Source organism: Streptosporangium becharense (genome assembly GCF_014204985.1).
Classification (GTDB): Bacteria; Actinomycetota; Actinomycetes; order Streptosporangiales; family Streptosporangiaceae; genus Streptosporangium; species Streptosporangium becharense.
Genome location: NZ_JACHMP010000001.1, coordinates 3,372,516 through 3,387,586, shown reverse-complemented (window position 1 = coordinate 3,387,586; position 15,071 = coordinate 3,372,516). Strand labels below are relative to the sequence as shown.

Below are 15,071 nucleotides of genomic sequence, written 5' to 3'. Positions count from 1 at the left end.
CGTGAAAGCGCTCGTGCTCGCCGGAGGATCGGGCACCCGGCTCCGGCCGATCACGCACACCTCTGCCAAGCAGCTCGTGCCGGTCGCCAACAAGCCCGTGCTCTTCTACGGGCTGGAGGCCATCGCGGCCACCGGGATCCGGGAGGCCGGGATCGTCGTGGGCGACACGCACGCCGAGATCGAGGCCGCCGTCGGCGACGGCCTCGCCTTCGGCCTGGACGTCACCTACATCCGCCAGCCCGCCCCGCTGGGCCTGGCCCACGCGGTCCTCGTCTCCCGTGACTACCTCGGCGACGACGACTTCGTCATGTACCTCGGCGACAACTTCATCGTCGGCGGCGTCAACGACGTCGTGGAACGCTTCACCCGCGACCGGCCCGCCGCCCACATCATGCTCACCCGGGTCACCGACCCCCGGCGGTTCGGCGTCGCCGAGCTGGACCCCGCCGGCCGGGTCGTCGGCCTGGAGGAGAAGCCGCCCGTGCCCAAGAGCGACCTCGCGCTGGTCGGCGTCTACCTGTTCACCCCGGCCGTCCATGAGGCGGTGGCCGAGCTGAAGCCTTCGTGGCGCGGAGAGCTGGAGATCACCGACGCCGTCCAGTGGTTGATCACCGAGGGGCGGCGGGTGGAGTCCACCGTCGTCACCGGCTACTGGAAGGACACCGGCGACGTCACCGACATGCTGGAGGTCAACCGGCTGGTGCTGGAGTCGCTGGACCGCAGGGTGGACGGCGTGACCGACCCGGCGAGCCAGCTGATCGGCCGGGTGGTGGTCGAGGAGGGTGCCGTGGTCGAGCGGTCCCGCATCGTCGGCCCCGTGATCATCGGCGCCGGGGCCCGCGTCCGCGACAGCTACATCGGCCCCTTCACCTCCATCGCGGCGGGCTGCGCGGTCACCGGCAGCGAGATCGAGTACTCGATCGTCCTGCCGAGGGCCTCGATCTCCGGGGTCTCCCGGATCGAGGCGTCCCTCATCGGCCACGACGTCGAGGTCACCCCCGCCCCCGTCACCCCCCGAGCCCACCGCCTCGTGCTGGGCGATCACAGCAAGGTGCAGATCAGCTCATGACAGTGCCCATCCGAGAGGTGACGACCAGCCGGTGGCTGGTCACCGGGGCCGCCGGCATGCTCGCCACCGAGCTGCTGAGCCGCCTGCGGGCCGGCGGGCACCCCGTCGTGGCGTGCGGCAGGGACGAGCTCGACCTACGGGACGTCCCCGCCGTGCACCGCCTGGTCTCCGACTGCCGGCCGGACGTCGTGGTGAACTGCGCGGGCTGGACGGCCGTCGACGACGCGGAGACGTGCGAGGAGGAGGCGATGGCCGTCAACGGCTGCGGCGCGCGTGCCCTCGCCGAGGCGTGCGGGCGGCTCGGCGCGCGGATGATCCAGCCCTCCACCGACTACGTCTTCGACGGCACCGCGCTGGACCCGTACCCGGAGGACGCGTGGGCCCGCCCGATCAACGCCTACGGACGCACCAAGCTCGCGGGCGAGCGCGCCGTGCTGGAGACGCTGCCGCGCGGCGGCTACGTGCTGCGGACCGCGTGGCTGTACGCCGCGACCGGCCGCAACTTCGTCCGCACCATGGTGCGGCTGGAGCGGGAGAACCCGGTCGTCCACGTCGTGGGCGACCAGATCGGCCAGCCCACCTGGGCCGGCGACCTGGCCGGCCGGATCCTCGCCCTGGTGGGCGGGGGAGCGCCGCCGGGGATCTACCACGCCACCAACTCCGGTCAGACGAGCTGGTACGGCCTCGCCGTGGAGATCTTCAAGCTGGTCGGCGCCGACACCGGCCGGGTCAACGAGGTCCGCACCAAGGATTTTCCGCGTCCCGCCCGGCGACCGGCGTACGGCGTGCTGGGGCACGGTGGCTGGAGCCGGGCGGGCCTGCCGCCGATGCGGCACTGGCGGGAGGCGCTGCGTGCGTCCGGCGTGCTCGTCCCCGGCTAGCGGCGCGGGCGGCGCCGCGGGGACGCGACCCCGCGGCGGCGGCCCGCCCCCGCCGCACCGGGCATCGCGGCGGTAGGGGCCGGCCCCGGCGCGAACCGGCGGCCGGACCCTGAAGGCGACCCCGCGCACGACCCCGGAGACGACTCCGGGAACGACCCTGTCGAACACCCGTCGGGCCGCGGCACGCGGCGAGGGAGCATGTCCATGACAACCTGCAGGCTGTGCGGCTCGACGAGCCTCGCCGGCGTCGTCGACCTCGGGGCGACCCCGCCCTGCGAGCGGTTCCTCACCGCGGAGCAACTGGCGGAGCCGGAGGTCACCTACCCACTGCACCTGCGGGTCTGCACCGGCTGCTGGCTGGCGCAGATCCCACCGCTGATCACCCCCGAGGACACCTTCACCGAGTACGCCTACTACTCGTCGTACTCGGCGTCGTGGGTGGAACACGCCCGCGGGTTCGTGCGCGACGCGGCCGACCGGCTCGGGCTGGGCCGCGGCTCGTTCGTGGTCGAGGTGGCCAGCAACGACGGCTACCTGCTCCGGCACGTGGTCGAGCGGGGCATCCGCTGCCTGGGCGTCGAACCCTCGCAGAACGTCGGCCGGGCCGCCAGGGAGTCGGGGGTGCCGACGCTGACGGCGTTCCTCGGCCCGGAGACCGGGGCCGCGATCCGCGCGGAGCACGGACCGGCCGACCTGGTGGTGGCCAACAACGTCTACGCCCACATCCCGGACGTCATCGGGTTCACCCGGGGCCTGCGCGCTCTGACGGCCGACGACGGCTGGGTCTCCATCGAGGTCCAGCACCTGCTCACGCTGATGGAGCGCAACCAGTACGACACCATCTACCACGAGCACTTCCAGTACTACACGGTCGCGTCCGCCCGCCGTGCCCTGGCGAGCGGCGGACTCTCCCTCGTCGACGTCGAGTCGCTGCCCACCCACGGCGGGTCCATCCGGCTGTGGGCCAGACCGGCCGAGACCGCCGGCGAGCCCGGCGAGCGGGTGGCCGCGCTGCTGGCCGAGGAGAAGGCCGCGGGCCTGCACGAGCTGTCCGGCTACGCCGAGTTCGGCACGCGGGTCGCGCGCGTCCGGCGCGACCTGCTGCGCTTCCTCGTCGACGCGGCCGACCGGGGCCGGACCGTGGCCGGCTACGGAGCGCCCGGCAAGGGCAACACCCTGCTCAACCACTGCGGCGTGCGGCCCGACCTGCTCCCGTTCACGGTCGACCGCAACCCCTACAAACACGGCAGGTTCACCCCCGGGACACGGATCCCGATCCTGCCGCCGGAGCGGCTGGCCGAGGAACGGCCCGACTACGTCCTGGTGCTCCCGTGGAACCTCCGCGACGAGCTCGTCGGCCAGCTCTCCTACGTCAGCGAATGGGGAGGCCGGCTGGTCTTCCCCATCCCCAACCTGGAGATCGTCGAGGTGAACCCGTGAAGGTCGTCCTCTTCTGCGGCGGGTACGGCACCCGGATGCGCAACGGCACACCCGGTGACGCACCCAAACCCATGCAGCTGGTGGGGCCCCGGCCGCTCATCTGGCATGTGATGCGCTACTACGCGCACTTCGGGCACACCGAATTCGTCCTCTGCCTCGGGTACGGCGCACACCACATCAAGGACTTCTTCCTGAACTACCAGGAGACGACCTCCAACGACTTCGTCCTGCGCGGGGGACGGGTGGAGCTGCTGTCCACCGACATCTCCGACTGGTCGATCGCGTTCGTGCAGACCGGGGTCACCTCGCCGATCGGCGAGCGGCTGCGCCGGGTCCGCGACCACCTGGACGGCGAGGAGATGTTCCTGGCCAACTACGCCGACGTGCTCACCGACGCGCCGCTGCCGGAGATCGTCGACCGGTTCGCCCGGTCCGACGCGGGAGCGTCGATGATGGTGGTGCCGCCCTCCGACACCTTCCACTGCATCGAGCTGGGCGAGGACGGCATGGTCGGCGGGATCACCCCGGTCAGCCGGATGCCGCTGTGGGTCAACGGCGGCTACTTCGTCCTGCGGCAGGAGGTCTTCGACCACATCCCGGAGGGCGGCGACCTGGTCGCGGACGGCTGCGCGGAGCTCGCCGAACGGGGCCGGCTGCTGGCCTACCCGCACCGCGGCTACTGGCGGCCGACCGACACGGTCAAGGAACGGGTCGCCCTGGACGAGGCGTACTCGCGCGGTGACCGCCCCTGGGCACTGTGGGAACGCGAGCCGTCCGCGCGATCCTCTCCGGAGGCGCCCGTGCCGTCCCGTCCGGAGGCGCCCGTGCCGTCCCGTCCGGGAGCGTCCGCGAGCTCCCAGCCCGGCGCGACCGCCCAGTCCCGGCGCGCGCTCACGGTGGTGCCGTCCACATGATCCGTTTTCGGCCGGCCGCCACGGGCCGGATCGCGCTGCTGGCCGCGCACTGCGACGACCTCGCCATCGGAGCGGGCGGCACCCTGCTCACCCTCTGCTCGGCGCGTCCCGGCCTCTGGGTGGACGCCCTGGTCCTGTCCGGCGGCGGAACTGAGCGGGAGGAGGAGGAACACGCGGCGCTGGCGGCGTTCTGCCCCGGCGCCGACCTGCGGCTCACCGTGCTCAAGCTGCCCGACGGGCGGCTGCCCGCGCACTGGGAGGAGGCGAAGGCCGCGGTGGAGGAGTTGCGTGCCCGCACCGACCCCGACCTGCTGTTCGCACCCAACCGCGGCGACGCCCACCAGGACCACCGCGGTCTGGCCGAGCTGGTGCCCACCGCCTTCCGCGACCACCAGGCGCTCGGCTACGAGATCGTCAAGTGGGACGGCGACCTGGGCCGCCCCACGGCCTACCAGCCGCTCACGCCCGAGATCGCCGAGACGAAGGCGGACCTGCTGCACCGGCACTACCCCTCGCAGCGGCATCGCCCCTGGTACGACCGCGAGGCGTTCCTCGGCCTGGCCCGCGTCCGCGGGATCGAGTGCCACGCGCGCTACGCCGAGGCGTTCCACGTGAACAAGCTGACACTGGACCTGGCTGGAGGATGAACGACCGATGCGTGTACTGCTGACCGGACACCAGGGCTACCTGGGGAGCGTGATGGCCCCGGTGCTCGCCGAGGCGGGCCACGAGGTGATCGGGCTCGACTCCGGTCTCTTCGCCGGTTGCGTGCTGGGCCCCGCTCCCGGCGACCCGCCCGGCCACGCGGTCGACGTGCGGGACGTCACGGCGGATGCGCTGACCGGGATCGACGCGGTGGTGCACCTGGCCGCGTTGTCCAACGACCCGCTGGGTGCGCTGGCGCCCGAGCTGACCTACGACGTCAACCACCGCGCCTCGGTGCGGCTGGCCAGGCTCGCCCGCGACGCGGGCGTGCGCCGCTTCCTGTACGCCTCCACCTGCTCGGTCTACGGCGCCTCCGGCAGCGACCTGGTCGGCGAGGACTCCCCGCTGCGGCCGGTGACCCCCTACGCCGACTCCAAGGTGCGGGTCGAGGACGACCTGGCCGAGCTGGCCGACGCCGACTTCAGCCCGGTGTTCCTGCGCAACGCCACCGCCTTCGGGTTCTCGCCCCGGCTGCGCGCGGACATCGTGCTGAACAACCTCGTCGGGCACGCGGTCCTGTCCGGCGAGGTCCGGGTGCTGTCCGACGGCACCCCGTGGCGCCCGCTGGTGCACGCCGAGGACATCGCGGTCGCGTTCACCGCGGCGCTGGCCGCCCCGCGCGAGGCCGTGCACGCCAGGGCGTTCAACGTGGGCATCGAGGAGAACAACGTCACCGTGGCGGAGATCGCCGCCGAGGTCGCCGAGGCGGTGCCCGGCTCCCGGGTCGTGATCACCGGCGAGACCGGCGGCGACACCCGTTCCTACCGGGTCGACTTCTCCCGGATCCGCGCCGCCCTCCCCGGCTACGCGGCGCTGTGGACGGTCAAGGCCGGCGCGGACCAGCTCGTCGAGGCGTACGGGCGGTTCGGCCTGACCGAGGACGGTTTCCGGCAGCGCTACACCAGGCTGGCGTGGCTGTCGGCGCGGCGCCGGGCCGGTTCCGTCGACGGCACGCTGCGTCCGTGCGGGGCGGTCGGCCGTGACGGATGACGCGCGGGACGGCAACCGCGACGAAAGCCGCACCGGGCCGCGTCCCGCGCGGGACGGGCACCGCGCGGGACGCGGCACCGTGACGGGCGAGGAGGAGGCGCGCCGGATGCACGCCCTGGTCGAGCGGCTCTACCCGCTGTGCAGGAGCATCACCGGCGACGGCGTGCGCCGCACCCTGGAGATCATCGCGGAGTCGGTGCGGCTGCGGGTCCGCGAGGTGCCCACCGGGACCCGGGTCCTCGACTGGGAGGTCCCCAGGGAGTGGAACATCCGCGACGCCTACGTCAAGGACGCCTCCGGCACCCGGGTGATCGACTTCACGGCGTCCAACCTGCACGTCGTCGGCTACAGCGTCCCGGTGTCGGCCACCATGACCCTGGACGAGCTCCGAGGCCACCTGCACACGCTGCCGGATCAGCCCGGCCTGATCCCGTACCGGACCTCCTACTACGCCGAGACGTGGGGCTTCTGCCTGGCCCACGACACGCTGGAGGGGCTCGACGCGGGGCCGTACGAGGTGGTGATCGACTCCACGCTGTCCGACGGGAGCCTGACCTACGGCGAGCACGTGGTGCCCGGCCGGGTCGCCGAGGAGGTGCTGGTCTCCTGCCACGTGTGCCACCCCTCGCTGGCCAACGACAACCTGGCAGGCGTCGCGGTGGCGCTGGGCCTCGCGTCGCGGCTGGCGGAGACCGACCCGTGGTACACCTACCGGTTCCTCTTCGCGCCCGGCACCATCGGCGCGATCACCTGGCTGGCCCGCAACCGTGAGCGCACCCAGCGGATCAAGCACGGTCTGGTGCTGGCCTGCGCGGGAGACCGCGGCCCGCTGACGTACAAGCGCAGCAGGCGCGGCGACGCCGAGATCGACCGGGCGGTCCGGCACGTGCTGCGGAGCTCCGGGCGTGAGCACGGGATCGTCGACTTCTCCCCGTACGGCTACGACGAGCGGCAGTTCTGCTCACCGGGCTTCGACCTGCCGGTCGGCTCCCTCACCCGCACCCCGTACGCGGGATACCCCGAGTATCACACGTCGGCGGACAATCCGGACTTCGTCTCCCCGGAGGCGATGCTGGAGACCCTGGAGACCTGCTGGGAGGTCACCCGGGTGCTGGAGGGCAACCGCCGCTACCTCAACCTCAGCCCCTACGGCGAGCCGCAGCTGGGCAGGCGCGGCCTGTACGGGTCCCTGGGCGGACGCAGCGACACGCGGCAGGCCCAGATGGCGATGTTGTGGGTGCTGAACCTCTCCGATGGGCGGCACACCCTCCTCGACATCGCCGAACGGTCCGACCTGCCCTTCCCCGCCGTCGCCGACGCGGCCCAGGCGCTGCGCGGCGCGGGACTGCTCAAGGAGTGTGCGCTGTGACGCTGTTCCGGACCATGACCGGCTCCCCGGCCCCCGGGACGCTCGGCCTGCGGGTCGGCGAGACGGTGGAGGTGCTCGGCGAGGCCGAGATCATGGCCACCCTGGACGGGAACGGTGAGCTGGAGGGGTTGCCGTTCATGCCGGAGATGCTGGCCTTCTGCGGGCGGCGGCTCACGGTGCACAAGGTCGCGCACAAGCTCTGCGACACCATCAACCGCACCGGTATGCGCCGGATGGAACGCGCCGTCCACCTCATCGGGGCCCGCTGCGACGGGCAGGCACACGGTGGCTGCCAGACGGCCTGCCAGTTCTACTGGAAGGAGGCGTGGCTCAGGCGGGTCGATCCCGCAAACTCCGCGGCTCCCGCGGTTCCCGCGGATCTCGCGGATCCGCCGGGCTCGCGCTCCACCGGCGCGTTCCCGTCCGGTGAGCCCCGCCCCGACTCCTCGTCCGGTGAGTCCCAGTCCGGTGAGTCCCAGTCCGGTGCGTCCCAGTCCGGTGCGGCCCACCCTGGTGCGTCCCAGCCCGGTGCGGCCCCGCCGGACGGGACAGCCGCGGACACCCCCGGGGACCTCGCCGCGGGTCGCGCGCTGCTGCCCGTCCTGGTCGCCGCCACCAGGAAACCGCCGGGCCCCGACGGGGAGGAGCGGTTCTCCTGCCAGGCGACCGAACTGCTGCGCGCGGCGCCGGCCTGCCTGCCGTTCAAGGACGTCGGCCAGTACGTCAGGGACGTCCGCACCGGCAACGCGGGCCCGCTGTTCACGCTCCGCGCGATCCTCGTCGGGTTGTTCAACCGCTTCCAGGACCGCAGCGCGCGCGTGCTGCCACGCCCGCTGCGGATCAGAGGAGGGCTGCGCTGGGGATTCGTCCGGGGTCGCCTGACCGGTGCGACACCGGCCGCGACGCTCGACCTGCGGCCGGGGGAGTGGGTGCGCGTCAAGTCCAAGGAGGAGATCGTCAAGACCCTGAACCAGGACCTGCTCAACCGGGGGATGGGGTTCGAGGAGGAGATGTCCCGCCACTGCGGGCGGGTCGCCCGGGTGCTCGCCCGGGTCGAGCGGTGCATCGACGAGCGGACCGGGCGGCTGCTGGAGATGAGGACCCCGTCGGTGACCCTGGAGGGCGTCGTCTGCACGGGCGCGTACAGCGCGGGCTGCCCCCGGCAGTTCGTCCCCTTCTGGCGGGAGATCTGGCTGGAACGGGTCGGCGACCCCGCCGCCGGACCCGGTACCACCTCGTGGTCCGACCCCGCCGCGCGGCCCGGTTCCGCTGCGGGGCCCGATGACACCGTGCGGCCCGGTGACCGCCGGGACTGACCAGTGGGCGGAGGACGGCCCGGTGACCGCCGGGGCCGACCGGCGGGCGGAGGACGGCACGTGAGAGACGAGCGGGACCGGGACACGGGCCGGACGGCCGACCGGGCGGCGGACCCGCCGGACGGCATCCCCGGGAACGACGGGCCGAAGGGAGCCGCCGCAGGGCCGGAGGGGGCCGCAGGGCCGGAGGGAGCCGCCGCCGGGCCGATGGGTGAGCTCGGGCGGCGAGTCGGCCGGGGACTGCGGTGGAGCCTGCTGGGCAACTTGGTGATGAAGGCGGGCTCGTTCGTCATGAGCCTGGTGCTCGCCCGCCTGCTGGTGCCCGAGGACTTCGGCGTCTTCGCCATCGCGCTGGCCGCCAGTCAGCTCGTCATCCACGTCAACGACGCCGGCGTCATCGCGGCCACCGTGCAGTGGCGGGGAAAGCTGGAGGACATGGCGCCGACCGCGACGGTCCTGGCCGTCGCCTCCAGCGCCGCCCTGTACGGGATCTTCTGGGTGATCGCCCCCTACTTCGCCCGGCTGTCCGGAAGCGAGGACGCCACCTGGGTGATCCGGGTGCTGTCGGCCACCAACCTCGTCTACGGGCTGACCGCCGTGCGCAGCGCCGCGCTGCTGCGCAGGTTCGAGCAGGACCGGCTGGCCATGGCGAACCTGGCGGGCTTCGCGGTCAACGCCGCCGTGTCGATCACGCTGGCCGCCGGTGGGGCCGGGGCCTTCAGCTTCGCCTGGGGCCAGCTCGCGGGCGCCTGCGTGACCGGGGTGCTGGTGACGTTCCTGGCGAGGCTGCCGTTCCGCGTCGGGTTCGACCGCGCGGTGGCCCGGCGGCTGCTGGTCTTCGGCCTGCCGCTGTGCGCGAGCCTCGGCATTGAGGGTGTGTTGCTCAACGCCGACTCCGTCGTGGTCGGCGACGCCCTGGGACCCGTGCAACTGGGCTTCTACCTGCTCGCCTTCAACATCTCCAGCTGGGTTCCCGGCCTGGTCGGCACCGCCGTCCGCTATGTCGCCCTGCCCGGCTTCTCCCGGCTGGCGGAGGAGGACCCGCACTCGCTCTCCGAGGGCGTACGGCGGGCCGTGCCGACGCTGCTGTCCGTCGTGCTGCCGGTCGCGGTGCTGATGGGCGTGCTCGCCCCGGCCGTCGTCGTCTTCCTCTACGGCGAGCGCTGGGCACCCTCCGCCGAGGTGCTGCGTTTCCTGGCGGTCGTGATGACCGTGCGGATGCTCACCGCCCTGGCGTTCGACGTCCTGGCCTCTCTCGGCGCCACCAGGTCGACCGTCCTGCTCAACCTGGGCTGGGCGGTCGCGATGCTGCCCGCGCTGACGGCCGGTGCCCGCCTGGACGGCATCCGCGGCGCGGCGGTCGCGCACGCGACGGTGGCCGTGCTCGTCGCGCTGCCGCTGGCGGCGCTGGCGCTGCACCGGGCGGGTGTGGCCCTCGGTTCGGTCGCCGCCTCCGTGGTACGCCCGCTGGCCGGTGCCGCGGTGGCCGCAGCCGTCATGGCGGGCCTGTCCCACCTCACCGGGGGGATACCGCTCGTCGAGCTCTGCGTGGCGGGCGGCGCGGGGCTGCTCGCCTTCGTCCTGGTCGTGGTGCCCCGCGCCGTCCTGAGACGGCTGGGTGACCGGATGACCGACCTCGTCCCCGCGCGTTCCCGCTGAACCGGAAGGAACCCCCATGACCGATCACGACACGCTGGTGTCCGTCGCGCTGCCGGTGCGCAACGGCGCGGCCCGGCTGGAGGGTGCGGTGCGGTCGGTGCTGGCGCAGGACCACGAGAACCTCCAGCTGGTGATCTCCGACAATGCCTCCACCGACGCCACCGAGGAGTGCTGCCGTGACCTGGCGGCCTCCGACCGCCGGATCACCTACCACCGGCACCCGCGGAACGTCGGACTGCTGAACAACTTCGTCCACGCCGGGCGGCTCGCCCGGGGGACGTTCCTGCGCTGGGTCGGCGACGACGACCGGCTGGCGCCCACCTGCGTCTCCCGCTCGCTGCGGGTCTTCGCCGAGGACGAGCGCCTCATCCTGGTCACCACGCAGGTGGCCTACACCGGCCCGGACGGGGTGACCACCAGCGGCGTCTACGACGGCGCGCGGTTGCGTTCGGACGACCCGGTCGAGCGCTTCGGCGAGATGCTGCACATGCTCAACGAGAGTCACCTGCTGATCGACCCGCTGTACGGGCTGATGCGGCGTGATCCCGTGGTCGCCATCCCGCGGCGCAACATGCTCCGCGAGGACGAGGTGTTCGCGGCGAAACTCGCGTTGGCCGGGCCCTGGGGTCATGTCCCCGAGGTGCTGGCGCACCGCAACTGGAAGCTGGAGCGCATCGGCGCGGTGGGACGCCGTCTCGGCGTGCCCGCCTGGCAGGCGCACTTCTCCTCCACCCTGGAGTATCTGGAGATCCTCCGCTGGCTGCGCGACTCCGGGCTCAGCGCGGACCAGCTCCGCCGTGCCCGCGCCGCCGCGCACCGGATGTACGCGCGCCGCCAGCGCCGGACCGCGGCGCACCGCGGACGCAAGCTCGTTCGGCTGGCCGCCGGGCTGGCACCCGGGGCCCGCGCGTGCGGCCGTTGAGGGGCCGGGTCCGCCGTCGGGGGTGTCGGGTTCGCCGTCCCGGGCATCGGGGGCCGGGTCCGCCGTCCCGGGCATCGGGGCGGCGGGGTCGTTTTTTCCGGCCGCCGGGAGGGCCGGGGCCGTGTCGCCTACCCGCGCCGGGGCCGGAGCCTGGCCCGTGCCGCCGCGCGTAGCTCGGGCCAGGTGCGGTGGCGCTGGAACGGCAGTTCGAAGACCGCCGCGAAGAGCCACGCCGCGAGCAGGGTCACCGGCGCGGCCAGAGCCAGGGTGACCGCGAACCCCGCGAGCGCAGCGGAACCGGAGGGCAGTCGCGGGGCGACCACCAGCTGGTGGATCGCGACGACGATCGGGGCGTGGATCAGGTAGAGCGTGTAGGAGAAGGAGCCCAGGCGCCGGACCGGCCGCAGCTCCAGCAACCGGACGAGGAGGGCGGGCCGCCCGGTGGCGACGGCGGCCAGCAGCAGCCCGACGGCCGGGCCGAGCGCGATGTCCACCCAGAAGTAGTGCCCCACCGTCCACACCGAGCCCCGGACGGCGACCACCACCGCCACCGGTGCCGCGGCCACGGCCGCCATCCAGTGCCAGGGCACCCGCCGGGCCCGCTCACCCGCGCCGAGGACGCCCGCCGCGACCACGCCCACCGCGAAGAGCACGGCGAACTGGGGGGTCAGCCGCATCAGCACCGCGACGGCCGGTGAGACGGGGGCCAGCACCCCCACTGCCGCCACGACCGCGGTGACGGCCGCCAGCATCACGGCCGCACCGGCCCTGCGCACCACCGTCAGCAGCAGCGGGAAGACCAGATAGAGCTGCGCCTCGATCGCGATGGACCAGAAGGCGCCGTTGGGACTCGGCGCGCCGAACACGTCCTGCAGCAGCAGCCCGTACACGACCACCGACGTGGCCGTGGGCGGTCCCTCACCGGGTTGCTCGACGAGGGTCCAGGCGACGGCGAGACTGAAGGCCAGCGCGGCCCAGTAGGGCGGCAGGATCCGCCACGCCCGCCGCCGGGCGAACCGGCGTACCCCGCCCAGCCGCCATCCGGAACGCGCGGGGGAGACGGACAGGGAGAAGCCCGACAGCACGATGAACACCACCACCGCGAAATGCCCGTAGAGCAGCCAGCCGAGCCAGGCCGGGCCGGTGTTCTCGGGATAGCCGGGGAAGGACAGCAGCCAGCAGTGGTGCACCATGACGAAGAGCGCCGCGATTCCGCGGATCCCGTCCAGCCCCGCCAGCCTGCCCCGCCCGGTGGTCGCCCGGCCGCCTTCCCGGTCCGCCCGGGGATGGCCTGCCCGGGTCTCTTCCGCCAGGTCGTCCTGCCGGTCCGTCCGGGTGTCATCCACCCTGTCTTCCCGGCCTGTCCGGGTCTCTTCCGCTATGTCGTCCTGCCGGTCCGTCCGGGGGTGACCTGCCCGGCCGTTCCGCGTCCGGTCGTTCCCCGCCCGGCCTGTTCGGTCCGCCTCGTCCGTCGGCTCCGCCGCGGAGGGCCCTTCCAGGACCGGATCATCGGCCGGGTCGTGCCGGACGCGGCTCTCGGAGGACTCCATCCGGTTCAACCCCCGTCTCCGCCCGGCGCGGGCACCCGCCCTTTTCCGGACCGTCGACGGGTCTATCGTCATATATGAGCCGGACGTAACATCCAGGGATGAATGTGAGACGGGATTTCCCACCCGGCCGGGAGGAACTTCGTAACAGGAAGTCCGCGTTCTCCGATTGGCAACTGTATTGTCGCGGGGGTGACGGTGCTCCGTCATGAATGAGGGGCGGAGATATATGGATTTCTGGCGGGCCATATCGCGGCTCGTGAAACGCCGGACAATCGGTCCCCCGGTCGCGCTGCTCGCGCTCGTGGCGGCTACGCTGACCTATTTCTTGGTACCCGCCACATATGTCGCTTCCGCGTCCCTGGTGCTGGCCACTCCCACGACCGGTGGAACGCTCCCGACCGACTCGACCAGGCCGCTGGGGCTGACCAACCCGCTGCTCCAGTTCAACGACGGCCTCCGGGTGACCGCGGGCATCCTCATCCTGTCCATGAACACCCCGCAGATCGCGGCCGAGTTGGGTGCGGCGGAGGGCGGCACCGAGATAGTGATCAACGACGGGCGTACCAACCCCGACCTGCTGGGCATCAGCACCAACGGACCGTTCGTCTACGTGGAGGCGCGCAGCGGATCGGCCGCCGCCGCCCGGGACGTGGTCGACCGGGCCAAGGAGCGCATCCGGAAGGAGCTGGCCGCCCGCCAGGACGAGCTGAGGGCACCGCGCTCCACCTTCATCTCTGTCGTCGACGTGGCCTCCGCCGCCCCGGAGGCACGGCTCTCGGGGAAACTGGCCGCGGCCGGCGGCGCTCTGTCCCTGGTCGCCCTGGGCGGCATCGCCCTCGCGTACGCCCTGGTCCAGATGCGTTCCGCCCCCGGTTCCCGGCCCGGCGCCGTCTCCGGCCCGCGAACCCGCATATCCCCCGGTCCCGGGCCCGGAACCGTTCCGGCGGGGAGTCCGTCCAGCCGGGAGGAAACCCCCGAGGGGACGGAGGAGGCCGGTCCTCCCGAGCCGGAAGAGGACGACGTGCGAACGGGCGCCGACACCATCACCGTCTACCCCCCGCTGGACGAGCTGGACGAGCTGAAGGGGACGGGCGGATCGAACGGCGTGGACGGACGGCCGCGCGGGCTGAACGGGCCGGCCGGATCGGGCAGCCCGGATGGATCGGACAGGCCGGCCGGATCGAACGGCTCGGACGAACCGGACGGGGCGAACGGGAACGGGGAGCGCCGGTCGGACGACGCCGGGCCGCACCCCCTGGGGCGGGTCAGCGGGTGATCTCGGCGCAGCGCCGGATGGCCGCCTGCCGCACCTCGTAGGGTGTCCCGGACTTCGCGGAGATCATCATCGCCACCGCGTCGGGACCCAGACGGTCGGCGAACGCCAGGGCGTCCTCCCGGTCCAGCGGGGTCCGCTGCCAGTTCTTGTGACAGATGGTGGTGTTGGAAGGCGGCGGGCACGACGCGGCCAGGATCTCGTCGACGAACACCCCGTAGAGCATGAACTCGGAGATGTGCAGGCGGGAGTTGAAGGCGTCCAGCCAGGGCCGGCCGGTGGTCTCGCTCACCCGGTGTTGCAGGGCACGGGCGGTGGCGGGGGTCCAGAAGTTGAGCGCGGTCACGTAGTCGACCAGCGGGGGCGGGGGCGCCGGGGGCAGGCCCAGCAGTTCCCGGGAGACCCGGTGCCACAGGATGTGACGCTCCATGCCGGGGGTCACGCCGCCCTCCTCGCGGTGCAGGCAGAGCCGCCCGCCGACGGTGAAGCTGGCGGCGGTCGTGGGCCGGACCAGCACCACGTCGGAGTCGGCGACCATCACGGCGGCGGCGTCGAGTTCCGCGGTCAGCGCGATCTTGAGTGTCTGCTGCATCACCCAGCCGCGGACCGGCGGCCACGGCCGTCGCGAATTCACCCATAAAGGGTATGGAGCCAACCGGAAGTAGTATTTCGGAAGGAGTTCATTATATGTCCATATTTTGCACCGTGACCCGGCGTACTTGGCGAAGATGTCCCTCCAGGCCGGAGAGATGATCACATGATGGACGGTGTCGTCGGAAGTGTATTCCAGGATGGATTTGTGAAGATCGGCGAAGAGTTCGGCGTCGGGCCCGTGGGTCGGCGTGATGACGGCCAGATCGGTCATGGAAAACGGGCTCCAGTCGTCCGGTGTCGATGGTCGCGAATCACCCGCATTCACTATCGTTGCCGCAGATAATTCGTTACGGTCTACATTCCTGGTAATCCCGTACCTGTTTCGAGTA

At 72.6% G+C, this 15,071-nt stretch carries 13 protein-coding genes; 11 read left to right on the top strand and 2 right to left on the bottom strand.

The window, feature by feature from the left end:
• The first annotated feature begins 1 nt into the window (after window position 1).
• From F4562_RS14595 to F4562_RS14550, 10 genes are all read left to right on the top strand, one after another.
• Window positions 2-1,069, top strand: coding sequence for a glucose-1-phosphate thymidylyltransferase (locus F4562_RS14595; RefSeq protein ID WP_184537678.1), 1,068 nt, complete (start codon window positions 2-4; stop codon window positions 1,067-1,069).
• A complete protein-coding gene (gene rfbD, locus F4562_RS14590) occupies window positions 1,066-1,950 on the top strand; it encodes a dTDP-4-dehydrorhamnose reductase (protein WP_184537680.1) in 885 nt (294 codons plus the stop codon). The genes F4562_RS14595 and rfbD overlap by 4 nt, the downstream gene beginning before the upstream one ends.
• A gap of 204 nt (window positions 1,951-2,154) precedes the next feature.
• Window positions 2,155-3,390 (top strand): class I SAM-dependent methyltransferase, encoded by a 1,236-nt coding sequence (locus F4562_RS14585; RefSeq protein WP_184537682.1) that lies wholly within the window; start codon window positions 2,155-2,157, stop codon window positions 3,388-3,390.
• The gene (locus F4562_RS14580; protein ID WP_246473433.1) at window positions 3,387-4,304 is read left to right on the top strand and encodes a sugar phosphate nucleotidyltransferase; all 918 of its coding nucleotides are present in this window, start codon (window positions 3,387-3,389) and stop codon (window positions 4,302-4,304) included. The genes F4562_RS14585 and F4562_RS14580 overlap by 4 nt, the downstream gene beginning before the upstream one ends.
• Window positions 4,301-4,951 carry a PIG-L deacetylase family protein gene (locus F4562_RS14575; protein WP_184537684.1) on the top strand — a complete coding sequence of 217 codons (651 nt, stop codon included), beginning with the start codon at window positions 4,301-4,303 and terminating at the stop codon, window positions 4,949-4,951. Before F4562_RS14580 ends, F4562_RS14575 begins: the two co-directional genes overlap by 4 nt.
• Window positions 4,952-4,958: 7 nt before the next feature.
• Window positions 4,959-5,999, top strand: a complete 1,041-nt coding sequence (locus tag F4562_RS14570) for an NAD-dependent epimerase/dehydratase family protein (protein WP_184537686.1) — start codon at window positions 4,959-4,961, stop codon at window positions 5,997-5,999.
• Entirely contained in the window at window positions 5,989-7,368 is a 1,380-nt protein-coding gene (locus F4562_RS14565; protein ID WP_311733800.1) for a DUF4910 domain-containing protein, read from the top strand. The genes F4562_RS14570 and F4562_RS14565 overlap by 11 nt, the downstream gene beginning before the upstream one ends.
• Window positions 7,365-8,684 carry a hypothetical protein gene (locus F4562_RS34950; RefSeq protein ID WP_311733801.1) on the top strand — a complete coding sequence of 440 codons (1,320 nt, stop codon included), beginning with the start codon at window positions 7,365-7,367 and terminating at the stop codon, window positions 8,682-8,684. The genes F4562_RS14565 and F4562_RS34950 overlap by 4 nt, the downstream gene beginning before the upstream one ends.
• Window positions 8,685-8,744: 60 nt before the next feature.
• Window positions 8,745-10,343 carry an oligosaccharide flippase family protein gene (locus F4562_RS14555; RefSeq protein ID WP_311733802.1) on the top strand — a complete coding sequence of 533 codons (1,599 nt, stop codon included), beginning with the start codon at window positions 8,745-8,747 and terminating at the stop codon, window positions 10,341-10,343.
• Between the two features lie 16 nt (window positions 10,344-10,359).
• Window positions 10,360-11,265: a glycosyltransferase family 2 protein gene (locus F4562_RS14550; RefSeq protein WP_184537688.1), complete on the top strand. Its 906-nt coding sequence runs from the start codon at window positions 10,360-10,362 to the stop codon at window positions 11,263-11,265.
• Between the two features lie 128 nt (window positions 11,266-11,393).
• Here F4562_RS14550 and F4562_RS14545 read toward each other — a convergent pair whose 3' ends face one another.
• Complete coding sequence (locus tag F4562_RS14545) at window positions 11,394-12,611, bottom strand: acyltransferase family protein (RefSeq protein WP_311733803.1); 1,218 nt, start codon at window positions 12,609-12,611, stop codon at window positions 11,394-11,396.
• Window positions 12,612-13,071: 460 nt separating this feature from the next.
• Between F4562_RS14545 and F4562_RS14540 the strand changes: the two genes are divergently transcribed.
• Window positions 13,072-14,091, top strand: a complete 1,020-nt coding sequence (locus tag F4562_RS14540) for a hypothetical protein (RefSeq protein ID WP_184537690.1) — start codon at window positions 13,072-13,074, stop codon at window positions 14,089-14,091.
• Here F4562_RS14540 and F4562_RS14535 read toward each other — a convergent pair.
• Window positions 14,081-14,953: a DUF6492 family protein gene (locus tag F4562_RS14535; RefSeq protein ID WP_221206093.1), complete on the bottom strand. Its 873-nt coding sequence runs from the start codon at window positions 14,951-14,953 to the stop codon at window positions 14,081-14,083. The genes F4562_RS14540 and F4562_RS14535 overlap by 11 nt on opposite strands.
• Between the last annotated feature and the right edge of the window lie 118 nt (window positions 14,954-15,071).